This window comes from Stenotrophomonas sp. STEN013, assembly GCF_056760355.1.
In genome coordinates, this window is the sequence record NZ_JBRREO010000001.1 from 786,203 (window position 1) to 803,457 (window position 17,255).

General features: G+C 64.7%; 22 protein-coding genes and 3 tRNA genes. 7 read left to right on the top strand and 18 right to left on the bottom strand.

Annotation, left to right across the window (positions count from 1 at the left end):
• Positions 1 to 5: 5 nt before the first annotated feature.
• From bfr to ACVOMH_RS03395, 3 genes are all read right to left on the bottom strand, one after another.
• A complete protein-coding gene (bfr, locus tag ACVOMH_RS03385) occupies positions 6 to 476 on the bottom strand; it encodes a bacterioferritin (RefSeq protein WP_054659448.1) in 471 nt (156 codons plus the stop codon).
• A 119-nt stretch (positions 477 to 595) separates the two neighbouring features.
• Positions 596 to 805: a (2Fe-2S)-binding protein gene (locus ACVOMH_RS03390; RefSeq protein WP_481522672.1), complete on the bottom strand. Its 210-nt coding sequence runs from the start codon at positions 803 to 805 to the stop codon at positions 596 to 598.
• An 87-nt stretch (positions 806 to 892) separates the two neighbouring features.
• Entirely contained in the window at positions 893 to 1,504 is a 612-nt protein-coding gene (locus tag ACVOMH_RS03395; RefSeq protein ID WP_057506051.1) for an RNA pyrophosphohydrolase, read from the bottom strand.
• A gap of 119 nt (positions 1,505 to 1,623) precedes the next feature.
• Here ACVOMH_RS03395 and ACVOMH_RS03400 point away from each other — a divergent pair.
• From ACVOMH_RS03400 to ACVOMH_RS03410, 3 genes are all read left to right on the top strand, one after another.
• Positions 1,624 to 1,700, top strand: a tRNA-Met gene (locus ACVOMH_RS03400).
• A gap of 31 nt (positions 1,701 to 1,731) precedes the next feature.
• Positions 1,732 to 1,806 (top strand) — tRNA-Gln (locus ACVOMH_RS03405).
• Positions 1,807 to 1,919: 113 nt separating this feature from the next.
• Positions 1,920 to 1,994 (top strand) — tRNA-Gln (locus ACVOMH_RS03410).
• A gap of 166 nt (positions 1,995 to 2,160) precedes the next feature.
• On the opposite strand, the gene rpsI is transcribed toward ACVOMH_RS03410, so the two are convergent.
• Together rpsI and rplM are read right to left on the bottom strand one after the other, a co-directional pair.
• Positions 2,161 to 2,553 (bottom strand): 30S ribosomal protein S9, encoded by a 393-nt coding sequence (gene rpsI, locus ACVOMH_RS03415; RefSeq protein WP_005411311.1) that lies wholly within the window; start codon positions 2,551 to 2,553, stop codon positions 2,161 to 2,163.
• A gap of 2 nt (positions 2,554 to 2,555) precedes the next feature.
• Positions 2,556 to 2,984, bottom strand: a complete 429-nt coding sequence (rplM, locus tag ACVOMH_RS03420) for a 50S ribosomal protein L13 (RefSeq protein WP_054659439.1) — start codon at positions 2,982 to 2,984, stop codon at positions 2,556 to 2,558.
• 200 nt (positions 2,985 to 3,184) lie between these two features.
• Here rplM and coq7 point away from each other — a divergent pair, with 200 nt between their 5' ends.
• Positions 3,185 to 3,829, top strand: a complete 645-nt coding sequence (gene coq7, locus ACVOMH_RS03425; protein WP_481551049.1) for a 2-polyprenyl-3-methyl-6-methoxy-1,4-benzoquinone monooxygenase — start codon at positions 3,185 to 3,187, stop codon at positions 3,827 to 3,829.
• A gap of 162 nt (positions 3,830 to 3,991) precedes the next feature.
• On the opposite strand, the gene ACVOMH_RS03430 is transcribed toward coq7, so the two are convergent.
• Positions 3,992 to 4,306 carry a DMT family transporter gene (locus tag ACVOMH_RS03430; protein WP_054659435.1) on the bottom strand — a complete coding sequence of 105 codons (315 nt, stop codon included), beginning with the start codon at positions 4,304 to 4,306 and terminating at the stop codon, positions 3,992 to 3,994.
• Positions 4,307 to 4,449: 143 nt separating this feature from the next.
• Positions 4,450 to 5,244: an adenosylmethionine decarboxylase gene (gene speD, locus ACVOMH_RS03435; protein ID WP_057506052.1), complete on the bottom strand. Its 795-nt coding sequence runs from the start codon at positions 5,242 to 5,244 to the stop codon at positions 4,450 to 4,452.
• Between the two features lie 152 nt (positions 5,245 to 5,396).
• Between speD and crp the strand changes: the two genes are divergently transcribed.
• The gene (crp, locus tag ACVOMH_RS03440) at positions 5,397 to 6,086 is read left to right on the top strand and encodes a cAMP-activated global transcriptional regulator CRP (protein WP_054659443.1); all 690 of its coding nucleotides are present in this window, start codon (positions 5,397 to 5,399) and stop codon (positions 6,084 to 6,086) included.
• Between the two features lie 259 nt (positions 6,087 to 6,345).
• Positions 6,346 to 7,107, top strand: a complete 762-nt coding sequence (locus ACVOMH_RS03445) for a sulfite exporter TauE/SafE family protein (protein WP_057506053.1) — start codon at positions 6,346 to 6,348, stop codon at positions 7,105 to 7,107.
• Between the two features lie 6 nt (positions 7,108 to 7,113).
• Here ACVOMH_RS03445 and ACVOMH_RS03450 read toward each other — a convergent pair whose 3' ends face one another.
• The 11 genes from ACVOMH_RS03450 to ACVOMH_RS03500 form a co-directional block, all read right to left on the bottom strand.
• Positions 7,114 to 7,833 carry a haloacid dehalogenase-like hydrolase gene (locus tag ACVOMH_RS03450; protein WP_481522668.1) on the bottom strand — a complete coding sequence of 240 codons (720 nt, stop codon included), beginning with the start codon at positions 7,831 to 7,833 and terminating at the stop codon, positions 7,114 to 7,116.
• Complete coding sequence (trpC, locus tag ACVOMH_RS03455; protein WP_481551050.1) at positions 7,830 to 8,624, bottom strand: indole-3-glycerol phosphate synthase TrpC; 795 nt, start codon at positions 8,622 to 8,624, stop codon at positions 7,830 to 7,832. The genes ACVOMH_RS03450 and trpC overlap by 4 nt, the downstream gene beginning before the upstream one ends.
• A 52-nt stretch (positions 8,625 to 8,676) precedes the next feature.
• Entirely contained in the window at positions 8,677 to 9,714 is a 1,038-nt protein-coding gene (gene trpD / locus ACVOMH_RS03460) for an anthranilate phosphoribosyltransferase (protein ID WP_481551051.1), read from the bottom strand.
• 14 nt (positions 9,715 to 9,728) lie between these two features.
• Positions 9,729 to 10,241 (bottom strand): DUF1543 domain-containing protein, encoded by a 513-nt coding sequence (locus ACVOMH_RS03465; RefSeq protein WP_481551052.1) that lies wholly within the window; start codon positions 10,239 to 10,241, stop codon positions 9,729 to 9,731.
• Positions 10,242 to 10,310: 69 nt separating this feature from the next.
• The gene (locus ACVOMH_RS03470; RefSeq protein WP_481551053.1) at positions 10,311 to 10,895 is read right to left on the bottom strand and encodes an anthranilate synthase component II; all 585 of its coding nucleotides are present in this window, start codon (positions 10,893 to 10,895) and stop codon (positions 10,311 to 10,313) included.
• A 10-nt stretch (positions 10,896 to 10,905) separates the two neighbouring features.
• Positions 10,906 to 11,688 (bottom strand): SIMPL domain-containing protein, encoded by a 783-nt coding sequence (locus ACVOMH_RS03475; RefSeq protein ID WP_481551151.1) that lies wholly within the window; start codon positions 11,686 to 11,688, stop codon positions 10,906 to 10,908.
• Between the two features lie 49 nt (positions 11,689 to 11,737).
• Positions 11,738 to 13,228, bottom strand: a complete 1,491-nt coding sequence (gene trpE, locus ACVOMH_RS03480; RefSeq protein WP_054658256.1) for an anthranilate synthase component I — start codon at positions 13,226 to 13,228, stop codon at positions 11,738 to 11,740.
• Between the two features lie 185 nt (positions 13,229 to 13,413).
• Positions 13,414 to 14,343, bottom strand: coding sequence for a lipid kinase YegS (gene yegS / locus ACVOMH_RS03485; protein ID WP_481551054.1), 930 nt, complete (start codon positions 14,341 to 14,343; stop codon positions 13,414 to 13,416).
• Positions 14,344 to 14,629: 286 nt separating this feature from the next.
• On the bottom strand, positions 14,630 to 15,121 hold the full coding sequence (locus tag ACVOMH_RS03490) for an N-acetyltransferase family protein (RefSeq protein ID WP_481551055.1): 492 nt from the start codon (positions 15,119 to 15,121) through the stop codon (positions 14,630 to 14,632).
• Positions 15,122 to 15,124: 3 nt separating this feature from the next.
• Positions 15,125 to 15,799: a ribulose-phosphate 3-epimerase gene (gene rpe / locus ACVOMH_RS03495; protein WP_054658252.1), complete on the bottom strand. Its 675-nt coding sequence runs from the start codon at positions 15,797 to 15,799 to the stop codon at positions 15,125 to 15,127.
• 12 nt (positions 15,800 to 15,811) lie between these two features.
• Entirely contained in the window at positions 15,812 to 16,141 is a 330-nt protein-coding gene (locus ACVOMH_RS03500; RefSeq protein WP_054658250.1) for a J domain-containing protein, read from the bottom strand.
• 163 nt (positions 16,142 to 16,304) lie between these two features.
• Here ACVOMH_RS03500 and ACVOMH_RS03505 point away from each other — a divergent pair, with 163 nt between their 5' ends.
• Positions 16,305 to 17,231 (top strand): phosphoribosylaminoimidazolesuccinocarboxamide synthase, encoded by a 927-nt coding sequence (locus ACVOMH_RS03505; protein ID WP_057506056.1) that lies wholly within the window; start codon positions 16,305 to 16,307, stop codon positions 17,229 to 17,231.
• Positions 17,232 to 17,255 lie beyond the last annotated feature (24 nt).

The following is a 17,255-nucleotide window of genomic DNA, read 5'->3' on the forward strand; positions in this document are numbered from 1 at the left end:
CCGGATCAGTCGTCCAGCTTGGTCAGCAGATAATTCGGCTCGCCGATGCGCGCGATCAGATCCAGCTGGGTTTCCAGCCAGTCGATGTGCTCTTCCTCGGAATCGAGGATCTTCACAAACAACTCGCGGCTGACGTAGTCACCGATGGACTCGGCGTAGGCCACCGCATCGCGCAATACCGTCACCGCTTCGATCTCCAGCGCCAGATCGCACTTGAGGATCTCGGTGGGATTTTCACCGATGCGCAGCTTGCCCAGCGCCTGGAAGTTCGGCAGTCCTTCAAGGAACAGGATGCGATCAGACAGCACGTCGGCATGCTTCATCTCGTCGATCGATTCCTTGTATTCGTGTTCGGCCAGTTCCTTCAGCCCCCAGTTCTTCAGCATCTTGGCGTGCAGGAAGTACTGGTTGATGGCGGTCAACTCGTTGTAGAGGACCTTGTTGAGGAATTCGATGACCTTGGCGTCGCCCTTCATTGCACTCGCTCCCGCAGTTGAACGCAGGCACTGTAACGCTTGCGGATGCCGCATGAAGGAACGCGAATCGTGATCATTAGCCCCAGCGCGGGCTCACCTCGGGGAAGTCCCGCTGGGACTTACGCGGCGCGGGCCATCCACAGGACGGGGAGCGGCAGGGCCCGGGTGTTGCGGGCCTGTTCCAGCAGGCCCGCGGCCATCTCCAGACAAGAGCCGCAATTGGACCCGCACCCGGTACGCATCGTCAGCTCTGCCACCGTTTCGCAACCCGCCAGGGCGGCTTCGCGGATCTGGTGATCGGTAACTCCGGTGCAGATGCAGACGTACATGATGCGTGGGCCTTGAGTAGCCGGAAGCGGCTGATCGAGATTCAAACGCAAACGCGAATAGTTGTCAATTCCGAAGGTGAACCGCCCCTAATCCTCCTGGAGCCGTCGCCGCGGCCAGGGCCCGGTCCGGCGCGTTCGCTTGCGTGGCCGCTCATGCCCGGCACTGCTGCCCGGCAACCACGCCTCCTGTGCGGATCGCGGCATCGCCTGAATACCGCCCCCCGCCACCCCCTGCGCCAGCGGCGCCAGATGCCGCAGCGCACGCGCATAGACACCCCGCTTGAACATCACCACATGCTCGACTGGGTACCAGAAGTCCACCCAGCGCCAATGGTCGAATTCCGGGGTCTCGGTCAGGTCCAGGCGCACATGCGCTTCATCGCCGGTCAGACGCAGCAGGAACCAGACCTGCTTCTGGCCGACGCAGACCTGGCGCTCGTTATGGCGGATGGCCCTGGCGGGCAGCCGGTAGCGCAACCAGCCAGGCGTGGCCCCCAGCACTTCGACGTGCTCAGGCAACAGACCGGTTTCTTCCTGTAACTCGCGATACATGGCCTCGACCGGTGTCTCGTCGGTGTTCATTCCACCTTGCGGGAACTGCCAGCCATCCCGGCGCACGCGGCGTGCCCAGAACACCTGCCCATCCTCACGCATCAGCACAATGCCGACGTTCGGTCGATAGCCGTCCGGATCGATCACGATGCGGACTCCTGAAAAATCTACTGCAGCGACTCTGCCATGGCCGCCCTCAGGCCACAAGCACGGAAAAAACCTGTTGACATAGTCCGGCCGTCCAAGAATAATTGCGGGCTCCCTGAGGCTATGTAGCTCAGCCGGTTAGAGCACAGCACTCATAATGCTGGGGTCGGTGGTTCGAGTCCACCCATAGCCACCACAGGGAACAGAGAGGCAACTCTCGCAACCACAGCCCCGTCGCCAAGCGGTAAGGCACCTGACTCTGACTCAGGCATTCGGAGGTTCGAATCCTTCCGGGGCTGCCAGATACCAAAAGGCCAGATCGAATGATCTGGCCTTTTTCTATTGATCAATGCCAGTCAAAACATGCGGAATCTGGCTTCCACACGCATGGCATGCGATAATCCAGTCCGCACTTAGCCCCGTCGCCAAGCGGTAAGGCACCTGACTCTGACTCAGGCATTCGGAGGTTCGAATCCTTCCGGGGCTGCCAGATACCAAAAAGGCCAGATCGAATGATCTGGCCTTTTTCTATGCCCGACCCCCACCCGCGCACCCACACTGCACCGATGCCAGAAACAACAAAAGCCCGGACGAGCCGGGCTTTTGTTTCGCAACCAGTCGGGCAACCGGAGTCGCCCGATCCAGAGCACTGGAAATCAGCGCTTGGAGAACTGGGTGGCGCGACGGGCCTTGTGCAGACCGACCTTCTTACGCTCGACTTCACGGGCGTCACGGGTCATGAAGCCAGCCTTGCGCAGCTCGGACTTCAGGGTTTCGTCGTACTCGACCAGTGCACGGGCAATGCCCAGACGGATCGCACCAGCCTGACCGGTGGTGCCGCCGCCAGCGGCGGTGACCAGGATGTCGAAGCTTTCAGTGTTCTTGGTCAGCTCAAGCGGCTGGCGCACGATCATGCGCGCGGTCTCACGACCGAAGAACTCGTCCAGCGGACGACCATTGACGGTGATGTTGCCCGAACCCTTGCGCAGGAACACGCGAGCGGTGGAGGACTTGCGGCGGCCAGTGCCGTAGTTTTGAGTGATAGCCATGATTAGATATCCAGAACCTGCGGCTGCTGTGCGGCGTGCGGATGCTCAGTGCCGGCGTAGACCTTGAGCTTGCGGTACATCTGGCGACCCAGCGGGCCCTTCGGCAGCATGCCCTTGACCGCGGTCTCGAGCACGCGCTCCGGATGACGCTCAAGCGCCTGAGCCAGATTCTCGCTCTTCAGGTTGCCGATGTAACCGGTGAAACGGTGATACATCTTGTCCTGCAGCTTGTTGCCGGTGACGGCAATCTTTTCTGCATTGATGACGACCAGGTAGTCGCCGGTATCAACGTGGGGGGTGTAAACCGGCTTGTGCTTGCCGCGCAGACGGCGGGCCAGTTCGGAAGCCAGACGACCAAGGGTCTTGCCGTCGGCATCAACGAGGTACCAGTCGCGCTGGACGGTCTCGTTCTTTGCAGTGAAAGTGCTCATAAAGAACTCTGTTAGGTCGGGCTCATTGCGGCGTTGGACCACCGGAACTCTGCCACGCGTTGTGAAGGTGAAACGCAAGAGGCGGGATTCTACCAGCCGCAACGGGACTGCGCAACCTGGCAACCGGGCACATGCCTCCGCCTTGGCATACCCTGACCCAGCGGCGAGAATCGGGCATCCGCTTACCCGCCTGCAGCCCCATGCCCACCGCACGTATACAGACACCCCTGGATCACCTGTTGACCGAAGCACAGCGTGCGCTGGACACGGTGTTCGGGAGTCCAATGGCTGTCCGGCCCAATCCCGCCGGCGACACACCCGAGGCGGCACTGGACCCGGACCAAGTCCGGCATGCGGCCGGACTGATGCGCATCAACCATGTCGGCGAAGTCTGCGCGCAGGGCCTGTATTTCGGGCAGGCCGCGGTTGCCCGCGACCCCGCCACGCGCGACCATCTGCTCGCAGCGGCACAGGAAGAAACCGACCACCTGAGCTGGTGCGCCGACCGCCTGCACGAGCTGGGCAGCCGCCCCAGCCTGTTCAACCCGCTGTGGTACGCCGGCAGCTACACCATCGGCACCCTCGCCGGCCTGCGCGGCGATGGCTGGAACCTGGGCTTCGTGGTGGAGACCGAGCGCCAGGTGGAGGCCCATCTGGATGAGCATCTGCAGACCCTGCCGCCGGCCGACCAGCGCAGCCGCGCCATCCTGCAGGTGATGAAGCTCGACGAGGCCCGCCACGCCGAGCACGCCGAACATGCCGGCGCACGCAAACTGCCGTTTCCGATCCCGTCGGCAATGGCACTGGCATCCAAGGCGATGAAGGCCGTGGCTTACCGGCTCTGAGCGAAGCATCCACGCGTCTGGAACCACTCCGGAAAATGTGCGGGCCACGGCATCCGGAGACGCCGACTACCCGGCACCGCACCGAGCGGCGACTAACGCATCCGGCCTTCCGGCGCACATCGGGCCTCCAGGAGCGCCGGCAGCCCAAACGGGGGCATCGGCTTACGAGACCAGCTTCAAGCCGACCACACCGCTGACAATCAAGCCGATGCACAGCAGCCGCGACCACGATGCATCGTCGCCGAACAGCAGCACCCCGGCCACCGCCACGCCAACCGCGCCGATTCCGGTCCATACCGCATAGCCGGTACCCACCGGGATGGTACGCAGCGCCTGGGTCAGCAACCACAGGCTGATCGCGGCAAGCACCACCGTCAGAACGCTTGGCCACAGACGGGTGAAGCCTTCGCTGTACTTCAGGCCCAGGGCAAACCCGATCTCGAATACGCCGGCCAGCAGCAGATAGATCCAGGGCATCACGCAACTCCTCCACAAATCAAAAAAAAACGGCGGCCCGATGTCTGCACCGGGCCGCCGTCGGCAATCGTCTGCATCCACTGCAGGGCGGGCCGTCCCGCCAGTTGTCACGGCAGCGGGCACGCCCGCCGCCGTGTTGAGACTCACTCGGCCAGGTTGCGGCCGTGGAAAAGCTCCTCGATCTCACGACGCAGCAGCGCCTCGATCTTCATGCGCTCCTTGAACGAGAGGTTCTTGGCCTTCTCTTCGAACAGGTACTGGTCCAAGTCGAAGTCCTTCAGGTGCATCTTGGTGTGGAAGATGTTTTCCTGATAGACGTTGACGTCGAACATCTCGTAACGCGACTTGATGTTCTTGGCCAGGAAGTTCTGGATCGAGTTGATCTTGTGGTCGATATAGTGCTTCTTGCCCTTCACGTCACGGGTGAAACCGCGAACACGGTAATCCATGATCACGATGTCCGATTCCAGGCTCTCGATCAGATAGTTCAAGGCCTTCAGCGGCGAGATCACGCCGCAGGTGGCCACATCGATGTCGGCGCGGAACGTGGCGATACCTTCCTGCGGATGGGTTTCCGGGTAGGTGTGAACGGTGATGTGCGACTTGTCCATGTGCGCGACGACTGCATCGGAGATCAACTCCTTGCCGGCGGCCTTCTTGTCGATCACCGGTTCTTCGGAGATCAGGATCGTGACCGACGCCCCCTGCGGGTCGTAGTCCTGGCGCGCAATATTCAAGATGTTCGCACCGATGATCTCAGCGACATCGGTGAGGATCTGCGTGAGTCGATCGGCGTTGTATTCCTCGTCGATGTACTCGATATAACGCTGGCGCTCCTCTTCGGTACGCGCATAACAGACGTCATAAATGTTGAAGCTCAAGGCCTTGGTGAGGTTGTTGAATCCTTGTAACCTCAGGCGAGGCAACGGCTTGACCACGGCGGTCGATCCTGTAGATGGTGGGAAAGGTGGCGATTATGGGGCAAAGTCCCCCCCTGCGATACGTACCCACATTACCCCGGTTTGCCCGGTGGGGTCAGCGCCGCTAAGCTTGTCCGTTAAGCATGTTCATTCGTCATGTGAACGCCATCATGAGCCAAGGGAACGCCACCACCGTGTCCAACGCGCGCCTCGCCTCCAGCCCACTGGCTCTGGATATAGCCACCATCGAACGCTTTCTGGCCCACAGCCACCGGCGCCGCTACCCTACCCGGACCGATGTGTTCCGCCCTGGCGACCCGGCCGGCACCCTGTATTACGTGATCAGCGGCTCGGTCAGCATCATTGCCGAGGAAGACGACGACCGTGAACTGGTGCTGGGCTATTTCGGCGCCGGCGAGTTTGTTGGCGAGATGGGTCTGTTCATCGAATCGGACAAGCGCGAGGTCATCCTGCGCACCCGCACCCCGTGTGAACTGGCTGAAATCAGCTATGAACGCCTGCACCAGCTGTTCCTGGGGCCGCTGTCCACCGACGCCCCGAAACTGCTGTATGCCATCGGCTCGCAGATCTCCCGGCGCCTGCTGCACACCAGCCGCAAAGCCAGCCGCCTGGCGTTCCTGGACGTGACTGACCGCATCATCCGCACCCTGCACGATCTGGCCAAGGAGCCGGAGTCGATGAGTCATCCACAAGGCACCCAGTTGCGCGTGTCGCGGCAGGAGATCGCCCGGCTGGTGGGGTGTTCGCGTGAAATGGCCGGCCGCGTGCTGAAGAAGCTGCAGGTGGACGGCATCCTTCACGCCCGCGGCAAGACCGTGGTGCTGTACGGAACCCGCTGACACGCCTTCAACCATCGCGCCAGCGCCTGTGCGATCAGCGCGATGATCGCGGCATCCATCAAAAAAGCCCCCTTTCGACCGGGGGCTTTTGTCTGCGCGACACCGCTGCCCGGCGGCCCGGATGATCTGCATGAACAGCGGCGGGAATACCCGCCCCTGTCCGCCCGACTTCCCCATAGCCTGCCACCGCAGATGCCGGAGAAACGTTGCCGATGGAGCTTTCCTTGACCGCTCCGGGCTCTGCCCGCAGGCTGGCGATATGGAATTTGGCAGCGAGTTCTACTGGTTCATCCTGATCGGGCTCGGTGCGCAGCTGGTGGACGGCGCACTGGGTATGGCCTTCGGCCTGATCTCCTCCTCCGTGCTGCTCAGCATGGGCCTGCCGCCTGCCGCGGTGAGTGCCAGCATCCACACCGCCGAGGTGTTCACCACCGGCGCCTCGGGCGTCTCGCACCTGGTGGCCGGCAATGTCGACCGACGCCTGTTCCTGCGCCTGGCCGTGCCCGGCGCGATCGGCGGCGCGCTGGGCGCCTATGGGCTGACGCGGCTGCCGGGCGAGGCCATCCGTCCGTTCATTTATCTGTATCTGCTGACCCTGGCGGTGTTCATCCTCGCCCGCGCCGCCGGCCGCTTCGCGCCGCGCCGGGAGATAAAGCGGGTACCCCTGCTGGGCTTCTTCGCCGGCCTGCTCGATGCCAGCGGTGGCGGCGGCTGGGGACCTGTGGCGACCTCGACCCTGCTTGCGCGCGGCGCTCAGGCCCGCACCACCATCGGTACGGTCAGCGCGGCCGAATTCCTCGTCACCCTGTCGATCTCGGCCACCTTCCTGCTGTCGATGGGGTTGCAGCACCTGTCCATTGTCGCCGGGCTGCTGGTGGGCGGCATGATGGCCGCACCGGTGGCTGCGCTGCTGGTCAAGCGGGTCCGGGAGCGCTGGGTGCTGGTTGCCGTGGGCCTGCTGGTGCTGTCGATCAGCCTGTTCCAGATCGGCACCGCGCTGCTCAAGCTGCGCGGCGCCTGAGCCGGCTCAGGGCAGCGGATCACCGCCGCGACCGGCACAACCCCAGTTCAGGATTGGCGTTCCCACCGGCAGCACCTTGCCGAAGTAGGCCACGCGCGAATGCTTGGGATTGACCACCACCGGCGCCCTGGCCGCTTTGAGCAGCGGCAGGTCGGCGGTGCTGTCCGAATAGGCGATGGCGATGTCGCCGTAGCCCCGCTCGCGCAGCATCCGCATCTTTTCCTCGTTGTGGCAGTGCCGGGTGGCGCCCATCGCGCCCAGCCGCGGCCCCACTTCACTGCCGATCACCGGCACACCCTGGTGGGCGACGAAGGTGAGGATGGCGCGGGCCAGCTCCGGCGGCGCGCCGGTGGCCACCACCACGCGGTCGCCGGCGCGGCGATGCGCGGCAAACACCTCCAGCGCATGCGGCAGCAGCTTCTGGCGAATCTGCGTCTCGTGCGTGAGCACGTACCGGTCGATGACCTTGTTGAACTCGCGCGCCTGATGCAGACCGAACGTGGCAATCCAGACATAGCCGGAAATGCCGATGCGCCGCGTCGGCAGCATCGCCACCAGCGGCCCCAGTACCGGCGTGGCCAGCACCGCCGCGAGCAGTCGCAGCGGATTGCGCCTGATCAGCCAGGCGAACAGATGACTGCCGGAATCGCCGTCGTAGAGGGTGTGATCGAAGTCGAAGACGACCAGTTGCGCATCGTCCGGAGGCAAGGGGTATGAATCGGTCATGCCGGGAAGAATAGCTGACGCAGGCCCTCGCCCGGCTCTTCCACACGCATGAAGGCTTCGCCGACGAGGAAGGCGTTGACGCCTGCCTCACGCATCAGCTGGACATCGGCCGGGCCGAGAATGCCGCTCTCGGTGATCAGCAGGCGGTCACGCGGCACCGCATCCTTCATGTCCAGCGTGTTCTGCAGCGACACCTCGAAGGTGCGCAGGTTGCGGTTGTTGATGCCGATCAGCGGCACCGGCACCTGGATCGCACGCTCCAGCTCGTCGATGTCGTGCACTTCCACCAGCACGTCCATGCCCAGCTGCATCGCCAACCCGGACAGCTCGGCCAATTGGCGGTCATCCAGCGCCGAGACGATCAGCAGGATGCAGTCCGCGCCCAGCACGCGCGCCTCATAGACCTGGTAGGGGTCGACGACGAAGTCCTTGCGCAGCACCGGCAGGGTGCAGGCCTCCCGCGCCTGCTGCAGGTAGGCGTCCGCGCCCTGGAAGAAATCCACGTCGGTCAGCACCGACAGGCAGCTGGCGCCACCCAGCTCGTAGCTCACCGCGATATCGGCCGGATGGAAGTCCGGGCGGATCACGCCCTTGGACGGACTGGCCTTCTTGACCTCGGCAATCACCGCCGGATCGCCATTGGCGATCGCCGCGTTGAGCGCATTGGCGAAACCGCGGACCGGCGGCGCCTCGGCCACGCGCGCCCTCAGCTCGGCCAGCGGCACGCGGGCGCTGCGCTCGGCCACCTCCTGCATCTTGCGGGCGAGGATGGTGTTGAGGATGTCACTCATGGATCTGTTTCCTGAAAGGCGGGCGCTGCGGACGCGGGAAGCGGAGAAGCGTTCAACTGTGGCCGGCCAGCATACGGCTGACGGCCACGTACTGCTGCATGCGCGCACGGGCGCTGCCATCGGCGATGGCCGCACGGGCGCGGGCCAGACCATCGGCGATGCTGTCGGCCACACCGGCCACATACAGCGCCGCGCCGGCATTGAGCGCGACGATGTCGTTGGCCGGGCCCGGCGCGTTGTCGAGCACGCCACGCAGCATGGCGATGGACTCTTCCGGGTTCTCCACCTTGAGGTTGCGGCTGGCCGACATGGCGATACCGAAGTCCTCCGGATGAATCTCGTACTCGCGCACCTTGCCGTCACGCAGCTCGCCCACCAGGGTGCCGGCGCCCAGCGAGATCTCGTCCATGTTGTCGCGGCCCCACACCACCAGCGCGCGCTCGGCGCCCAGCTCGCGCAGCACGCGCGCCTGGATGCCGACCAGGTCCGGGTGGAACACGCCCATCAGGATATTGGTGGCACCGACCGGGTTGGTCAGCGGGCCGAGGATGTTGAAAATGGTGCGCACGCCCATCTCGCGGCGCACCGGCGCCACCACCTTCATGGCCGGATGGTGCATCGGCGCGAACATGAAGCCGATGCCGGTCTGTTCAATGGCGCGAGCCACCTGCCCGGGCTGCAGCTCGATCACCGCGCCCAGCGCTTCCACCGCGTCGGCGCTGCCGGATTTGGAAGAGACGCTGCGGTTGCCATGCTTGGCCACCTTGGCACCAGCCGCGGCCACCACGAACATCGAGCAGGTCGAGATGTTGAACGTGTGCGAGCCATCGCCGCCGGTACCGACGATATCGACCAGATGCGTCTTGTCTTCCACCGCCACCGGCAGCGCGAACTCGCGCATCACCGTGGCCGCGCCGGCGATCTCGCCGACGGTTTCCTTCTTGACCCGCAAGCCGGTGAGGATGGCCGCGGTCATGGTCGGCGAGACTTCACCGCGCATGATCTGGCGCATCAGGTCCACCATCTCGTCAAAGAAGATCTCGCGGTGTTCGATGGTGCGTTGCAGGGCTTCCTGCGCGGTGATGGTCATGACAACTCCAGAAATCAGGAAATAACGATGTAGTCGCTTTGGCTGCGGATGCCGGCGTGTGCGCCACGCCGAAGCTGCACATGCAGGCCACCGATCGGCCCCACCGGCAGGCAGCGGTCCACTTCCAGCAGCGCATCGCGGTGTGGCTTGATCCACTGCGTCTGGGCCTGCGCCAGCGCCTTGCGCTTGGCCTCGGCCGCATCGGCGGCGACCACCAGCAGATACCGGTGGTCTTCGCCGAATACACCTTCGACATAACCGCCGAGGTTGACGAAGAACAGCGTCGGCGCGTCCGCGGCAGGCGGATCCTGCGACAGGCGTACCTGCCAGTCTTCGACCCCATCGACCGTCATCCAAGAATCCAGATGCAGGCCGGCGGCCTCGCCGAACCACTGCTCGCGCAGCTGCGGCCAGGTCTGCCTGATATCCCGGCCAACGGCGAACACCACGTCGTGCACCTCGGTATTGGCACGCGCATGGCGGCCGCCGAGCATCACCACGAACAGGCGCAGTTCGATATCACCCATGACACCGGCGTTCCGTCAGCGCTCGAATCGAACCGCCCTCATCGGCCTGAAGCAGCCTCGTCCGTGCAATCAGCATGTACGGTCCAGGAAGTTCTTCATCAGCGCGTGGCCATGCTGGGTGAGGATCGATTCGGGATGGAACTGCACCCCTTCGACCGGATACTCGCGGTGGCGCAGGCCCATGATTTCTTCCATCGACCCGTCCGGGTTCTCGGTCCAGGCGGTGATTTCCAGCGCGGCCGGCAGCGTGTTCTTGTCCACCACCAGCGAGTGGTAGCGGGTGGCCTCATAGCGGTCCGGCAGGCCGGCAAACACACCCTTGCCTTCATGGCGGATCGGCGACGTCTTGCCATGCATGATGTTGCCGGCGCGGATCACGTCACCGCCATAGACCTGGCCGATGCTCTGGTGGCCCAGGCATACGCCGAACACCGGGATGCGGGGACCCAGCTGGCGGATCACCTCCAGCGACACACCGGCCTCGTTCGGCGTTTTCGGGCCGGGCGATACCACGATATGCGAAGGCTGGAGCGCGGCGATCTGCTCGACGCTCATCGCATCGTTGCGCACCACCTTCACCTCGGCACCCAGCATCTGCAGGTACTGCACGAGGTTGAAGGTGAAGCTGTCGTAGTTGTCGATCATCAACAGCATGGAATGGCACTCATTGAGCGATCAGGAAGATCGCGTAGACGTTTTCGGTGAAGGTGATCGTCCCGGTTTCCAGACTCTCGGGCGCAAGGCGGGAGCCGGATACCTCCATTGCCGCAGGCGCAGGGGGAGCTGGCGGAGACGGCGGCGGGATGGCGTCGTCCCCGGCATCTTCGCTCGTCGACTGCCACGTACCGGCCTGCACGCCGTAGGCAAAGTTCGGAGCAACGTCGGAGATGGTGTACAGGCCGGTGATGCGTGTGCCGTAGGCCGCTGCCAACCCTTCGGCGGAATGGCGCGACTGGCGGGCGGCTTGCGCCTTGAGTTCGGCGCGCAACGTGCTGGCCTTCGCGTAACCGGAGCGCAACGAGGTGATCTGCAATTCCGGCCCGGCATCCACGTCGGCCAGCAATGCGCGCAGCTTCTCCAGATCATCGAAGCTGCCACGGACGCGACGGACAACCTTGGTTCCCTTGAACACCTGCTTGCCGTTCTCGTACGCATTCTCGGCGGAAATCGACAGGGAGGAGGCGTAGGTGTTTTCCGCCAGCGCGCGGTGCTTCTTCAACGCGGCCAGTACCGCCGCCACGTTCCGCTCGACCCTCGACCGCGCCTGTTCCGGCGCCATGTCCGTGGCTTGCACCAGGAACTCGACCGTGAAGTGATCCGGCACCACCGTGCGCGCAGCCTGCCCCTTCACCAGCAGGTGAGGCTGCGACGGAATCGAATTAGCTTGTGCGAACGACAGCACCGGCGCCAAGGCCAGCAACAACGACAACACGAATCTGCTCTTCATCCCGATTTCCCCATTCCCCTGCGCACCACGATGCGCAAACAATGCACGCTCACAAGCCCTTCGCCGCCTGCGCCACCGCGCGGAACAGCGCGCGGCCCTTGTTCATGGTTTCCTGCCACTCGGCATCGGGGTCGGAGTCGTAGACCACGCCGCCGCCGGCCTGCACGTACAGGTAACCGTCCTGGATCACCGCGGTGCGGATGGCGATGGCGGTATCGGCATCGCCGTTCCAGCCGATGTAGCCGACCGCGCCGGAATAGACGTTGCGCTTGACCGGCTCCAGCTCGCGGATGATCTCCAGCGCACGGATTTTTGGCGCGCCGCTCACCGTGCCGGCCGGGAAGGTCGCGCGCATTACATCGCTATAGCTCAGGCCGGCCTTCAACGTGCCGGTCACTTCACTGACGATGTGCATGACGTGGCTGTAGCGCTCGATCACGAACTGCTCGCCCACTTTCACCGTGCCCGGCTCGGCGACGCGGCCGACATCATTGCGGCCCAGATCGATCAGCATCACGTGCTCGGCACGCTCCTTGGGATCGGCCAGCAATTCGACTTCCAGCGCCTTGTCCAACTCGGGCGTGGCGCCGCGCGGACGGGTGCCGGCGATCGGACGCACGGTGACGATGCCATCGCGCAGGCGCGCCAGGATTTCCGGCGAGGAACCCACTACCTGGGTGCCACCGACATCGATGAAATACATGTATGGCGAGGGATTCAGCGCACGCAGCGCGCGGTACACGTCGATCGGCCGTGCACGGAACGGCACGCGCAGGCGCTGGCTGGGCACCACCTGGAAGATGTCACCGGCGCGCACGTAGTCCTGCGCCTTGCGCACCACCGCGTGGTATTCCTCGCGGGTGAACGAGGACTGGAAGTCCTGCTCGTCGATGGCGTCGGACACCTGCGACTGCGGGTAACCGGCGCCGCCCTGGCGCAGGCGGTGCGCCAGCTCATCGAGACGACGGTTCGCGCGTGCCCAGGCCTGCGGCTGCGCCGGGTCGGCATGCACGATCAGGTACAGGCGGCCCTTGAGGTTGTCGAACACCGCCAGCTCTTCGGACAGCATCAGCAGGATGTCGGGCGTACCGAGTTCGTCGGGCTTTTCGCCCGCGCCCAGGTGCGGCTCGATGTACTGGATGCACTCGAAGCCGAACCAGCCGACCAGGCCGCCGGTGAAGCCCGGCAGGCCCTCCAGCTGCGGCACCGAGTACTGCTTGCGCAGCACTTCCACCTCGGCCAACGGGTCGGCCACGTCGCGGCGCTCGACCACCTCGCCCAGCTCGCTGACTTCCAGCGTATGCCCGCGGAAGCTGTACGTGCGGCGTGCAGGCAGGCCGATGATGGAATAGCGCCCGAAGCGTTCGCCGCCTTCGACGGATTCAAACAGGTAGGTATACGGGCCGTCGGCGAGCTTCAGGTAAACCGAGAGCGGCGTGTCCAGGTCGGACAGCACTTCACGGACGACGGGGACGAAATTGTGCGGGTGTGCGCTGCGGCCTTCAGCGGCCAGTTGCTGGAACTGCTCTTGCGTGATCAAGACGGCTTTCCTTCCGGGAAACGACGGTGGCGGGACGGACGACGGCAACGGGCCACCATCGCCACCAGCGGCGAGCGGAAGAAAGGGAACGCTTGGTCGTCAGAATGGGCACCGGGCAACTCTACCGCAAGATCGCGGTGTGGTGTGCATCTGCAACATCGGCAATTGCTTGCAGCAGCAACGGTTCAGCGGCTGAGCAGGGCGGTGTCCGCAGGCAGATGCATGCGTACCCGGCCGGGCACACAGCGCACATGGAAGCGGCGCGCCTGCAGCGGCTCCCCATCCAGATTCAGTGTCATCGGCTGCATGGCATCGATCCACAGCTGGTGCAGGCGGGCGCGCACCGCGACCTGCTCCAGTGCCGCGTGCTTGCCGTCGCTGAACAAAGTGCCCAAGGTGGACAGGACCTCACCGGAAAGCTCGGGCACGACAGTCAGATCCAGCTGGCCGTCATCGAGCAGCGCATCCGGGCACAGCACCTGCCCGCCACCAGCCTGACGGCCATTGCCGATGCCCAGCGCGATGAAATCTCCCTCCCAGGCGAAGTCTCCGCCGTGGATCCGCGCCCGGATCGGCTCGATCCGGCCCACCCGCGAAATACCGGTGACCACGTACGCCAGCCCGCCCAGCATTTTCTTCAATCCTTCGCGGGTTTCCACGGTGACGTCGGTACCGAAACCGCCGCTGGCCAGATTCGCGCACCAATGGCTTCGCCCGTCACCGTCGATCTGCAGCAGATCGATCGGCCGCGCCGCCGTGGCGCCAATCAGCGTCAGCGCGGCCAACGGCTCCAGCGCGATGCCGGAGGCGGCCGCGAAGTCGTTGGCGGTACCCAGTGGCAGCAATCCCAGCGCCGGCAGCTGCGCCGCATCCAGCGTGCTCTGCGCCATGGCCTCGGCCACTTCGCTCAAGGTGCCATCGCCACCGCCGGCCACGATCACCGCGGCATTGGCCGCGATGGCTTCACGCACATGACGCCCGGCATCACCGGCTTCCCAGGTCACCCGGACCGCGAGGATGCGGCCCTGTCGCCGCAGCTGCGCAACAGCCTCGCGCACCGCCTCATCGTTGGCGGACTTGCCATTGAGGATCAGAAACCACGGACTTGCCTGCATGCTGTTCTCCGGAAACGCGCGCAGCCTAGCAAGCGCGTCACTGCGGGCGGGTGAATGTCACCGTTCCGTCATCGAGGACCGGGAGTATGGAAGTCCATAGCAAGGACGACGGATGGAGGCAGGATCAGCCTCCGCACTATTCCCCAGCCGCAGCGGCAACGCTGCGGCCTTTTTTTGCTTCATCTTCAGAGCCGCGCCCTGCCTGTTGCCCGGCAAAGGGGATGAGCTCTTGTCGACCTGGTTTCGTCCGTGCTTCGCGGCGTACGCCGCTCCTGCAAACAGCCAATCATTCGCCTGAGGCGAACTTCTGCAGCGCTTCGCCTTGCAGGCGATACACCGTCCATTCGTCCTGCGCCACCGCTCCGGCGGCTTTGTAGAAATCGATAGCCGGCGTGTTCCAGTCCAGCACCGACCATTCGAAACGACCGCAGCCCTGCGCTACCGCCAGCCTGGCGATGTGCTGCAACAGGGCCTTGCCCGCGCCGCTGCCGCGCGCCTCGGGGCTGACGTACAGGTCTTCCAGGTAGATGCCGTTGCGGCCCAGCCAGGTCGAGTAGTTGTAGAAGAACACGGCGTAACCAATCGCCTTGCCGTCGCGCTCGCAGATCAGCGCCTGCGCCTTGGCATCCGGACCGAACAGGCTGTCACGGATGCCGGCCTCGTCGGTCTGCACTGACGACTCTGCTTTCTCGTAGATCGCCAGTTCGCGGATGAAGTTCAGGATCAGGCCTGCGTCATCGGCCAATGCCGGGCGGATGCGTACTTCTGCCGCGCCCACCACTCAGCCCCGCGCCGCGGCGACGTTGCCGCGCATCTTCGCGATCACCCCGGCATAGTCCGGCGCATTGAAGATGGCCGAACCGGCGACGAAGGCATCGGCACCGGCGGCGGCGATCTCGCCGATGTTGTCGGCCTTCACCCCGCCGTCGACCTCCAGGATCACCGGCTTGCCGAGCTTGTCGATCATCGCCCGCACCGCGCGCAGCTTGTCCAGCGTGGAGGGGATGAAGGCCTGGCCACCGAAGCCCGGATTGACCGACATCAGCAGCACCAGGTCCAGGTCTTCCAGCACCCAGTCCAGCACTTCGACCGGGGTGGCAGGATTCAGCACCAGGCCGGCCTTGCAGCCGTGCGACTTGATCAGCTGGATGGTGCGGTGGACGTGGCGGCTGGCTTCCGGGTGGAAGCTGATCAGGCTGGCACCGGCCTCGGCGAAGTCCGGCACGATGCGGTCCACCGGTTCCACCATCAGATGCACGTCGATCGGCGCGGTCACACCATGCTTGCGCAGCGCCTGGCAGACCATCGGGCCGATGGTCAGGTTGGGCACGTAGTGGTTGTCCATCACGTCGAAATGGACCCAGTCGGCGCCAGCGGCCAGCACGTTGTCGACCTCCTCGCCGAGCTTGGCGAAATTGGCCGAGAGGATGGACGGGGCGATGATGCAGTTGGACATGACGGGAGCCTTTCAGCGCTTGCGCAGGGTTTTGATGCGGTCGTAGGCGGCGTTGATCTGCCGGGCCTTCTTTTCGGCCTGGGCGCGCAGTTCGGGCGCGGCGCCGGCCACTTTGTCGGGGTGGTACTGGGACATCAGGCGACGGTAGGCCAGGTCGATCTCGGCATCGGTGGCGTCGCGGGTGACCCCCAACTCGCGGTACGGCAGATCTTTGCCCAGGCGGAACCAGTCACTGTCGAAGGCATGGCCCAGCAGCAGGCCGATCACCGCACCAAACAGGGGATTGGGCCTGAAAAGCAGGGCCCCGGCGATGAAACCAAGCAGTTTTCCGTACCAGCGCATGGAGGTTCCAATGGCCTGAGGACCGTCAAGACGCGCATTTTATGCCACAGCGACCCGATCCGGCTTTACACTAGGCCGCCCGCCGTCCAGCAGCGGGCCCTGCGGGTCTCCAGACCCGGGTCCTCCACGCCGGCGGCATCATTGCCAAGCCCCAGGAGTGCCCGTGCCGACCACGCTGTTGCAATCCGATCTTCCCGGCCTGCCCTTGCGCCATCGCGGCAAGGTGCGTGATGTGTTCGATATCCCACGCGAACGTCTGCCTGCTGGCACGCCCCCCGGGGACTACCTGTTGATGGTTGCCACCGATCGCCTGTCGGCGTTTGACGTGGTGCTGCCCGACCCGATCCCGGGCAAGGGCGAGATGCTGTGCCAGGTCTCCAACTTCTGGTTCAAGAAGACCGAACACCTGATGCCCAACCATCTGACCGGCATCGAGGTGGCCAGTGTGCTGCCCGAAGGCGTCGATCCGGCGCTGTACGCCAAGCGCGCGGTGGTGACCAAGAAGCTCAAGCCGGTGCCGGTGGAAGCGATCGCCCGCGGCTATGTGATCGGCAGCGGCTGGAAGGACTACCAGCGCACCGGCAAGGTCAGCGGCATCGCCCTGCCCAATGGCCTGCAGCAGGCCGAGAAACTCCCCGAGCCGATCTTCACCCCGTCCACCAAGGCGGCGGTGGGCGACCACGACGAGAACATCGATTTCGACGCGATGGTCAAGGCGGTGGGCGCGGATCTGGCCGAGAAGGTGCGCGACGCCACGCTGCGGATCTACAAGTTCGCGGCCGAATACGCGGCCGAGCGCGGGATCCTGCTGGCCGATACCAAGTTCGAGTTCGGCACCGACGCCGATGGCCGCCTGTACATCATGGACGAGATGCTGACCCCGGATTCCTCGCGCTACTGGCCGGCCGACGAGTACCAGGTCGGGATCAGCCCGCCGAGCTACGACAAGCAGTTCGTGCGCGACTATCTGGAGACCCTGGACTGGGACAAGACCGCCCCGGGCCCAGCGCTGCCGGCCGAGGTGATCGAACGCACCCGCGCCAAGTACGCCGAGGCGCTGGACAAGCTGGCGGGCATCAGCATCGACTGAGGCCGTACCACCTGGCGGACGCGC

What these genes read in the sequence shown, in the direction of transcription:
- ACVOMH_RS03430 (WP_054659435.1), bottom strand. Translation starts at nt 4,306, where the DNA reads ATGCCCTGGATCTATCTGCTGCTGGCCGGCGTATTCGAGATCGGGTTT.
- ACVOMH_RS03500 (WP_054658250.1), bottom strand. Translation starts at nt 16,141, where the DNA reads ATGCGCTGGTACGGAAAACTGCTTGGTTTCATCGCCGGGGCCCTGCTT.
- bfr (WP_054659448.1), bottom strand. Translation starts at nt 476, where the DNA reads ATGAAGGGCGACGCCAAGGTCATCGAATTCCTCAACAAGGTCCTCTAC.
- trpD (WP_481551051.1), bottom strand. Translation starts at nt 9,714, where the DNA reads ATGACCATCACCGCGCAGGAAGCCCTGCAACGCACCATCGAACACCGC.
- ACVOMH_RS03470 (WP_481551053.1), bottom strand. Translation starts at nt 10,895, where the DNA reads ATGCTGTTGATGATCGACAACTACGACAGCTTCACCTTCAACCTCGTG.
- coq7 (WP_481551049.1), top strand. Translation starts at nt 3,185, where the DNA reads ATGCCCACCGCACGTATACAGACACCCCTGGATCACCTGTTGACCGAA.
- crp (WP_054659443.1), top strand. Translation starts at nt 5,397, where the DNA reads ATGAGCCAAGGGAACGCCACCACCGTGTCCAACGCGCGCCTCGCCTCC.
- rplM (WP_054659439.1), bottom strand. Translation starts at nt 2,984, where the DNA reads ATGAGCACTTTCACTGCAAAGAACGAGACCGTCCAGCGCGACTGGTAC.
- ACVOMH_RS03475 (WP_481551151.1), bottom strand. Translation starts at nt 11,688, where the DNA reads ATGAAGAGCAGATTCGTGTTGTCGTTGTTGCTGGCCTTGGCGCCGGTG.
- ACVOMH_RS03445 (WP_057506053.1), top strand. Translation starts at nt 6,346, where the DNA reads ATGGAATTTGGCAGCGAGTTCTACTGGTTCATCCTGATCGGGCTCGGT.
- rpsI (WP_005411311.1), bottom strand. Translation starts at nt 2,553, where the DNA reads ATGGCTATCACTCAAAACTACGGCACTGGCCGCCGCAAGTCCTCCACC.
- yegS (WP_481551054.1), bottom strand. Translation starts at nt 14,343, where the DNA reads ATGCAGGCAAGTCCGTGGTTTCTGATCCTCAATGGCAAGTCCGCCAAC.
- ACVOMH_RS03450 (WP_481522668.1), bottom strand. Translation starts at nt 7,833, where the DNA reads ATGACCGATTCATACCCCTTGCCTCCGGACGATGCGCAACTGGTCGTC.
- rpe (WP_054658252.1), bottom strand. Translation starts at nt 15,799, where the DNA reads ATGTCCAACTGCATCATCGCCCCGTCCATCCTCTCGGCCAATTTCGCC.
- trpC (WP_481551050.1), bottom strand. Translation starts at nt 8,624, where the DNA reads ATGAGTGACATCCTCAACACCATCCTCGCCCGCAAGATGCAGGAGGTG.
- ACVOMH_RS03465 (WP_481551052.1), bottom strand. Translation starts at nt 10,241, where the DNA reads ATGGGTGATATCGAACTGCGCCTGTTCGTGGTGATGCTCGGCGGCCGC.
- ACVOMH_RS03390 (WP_481522672.1), bottom strand. Translation starts at nt 805, where the DNA reads ATGTACGTCTGCATCTGCACCGGAGTTACCGATCACCAGATCCGCGAA.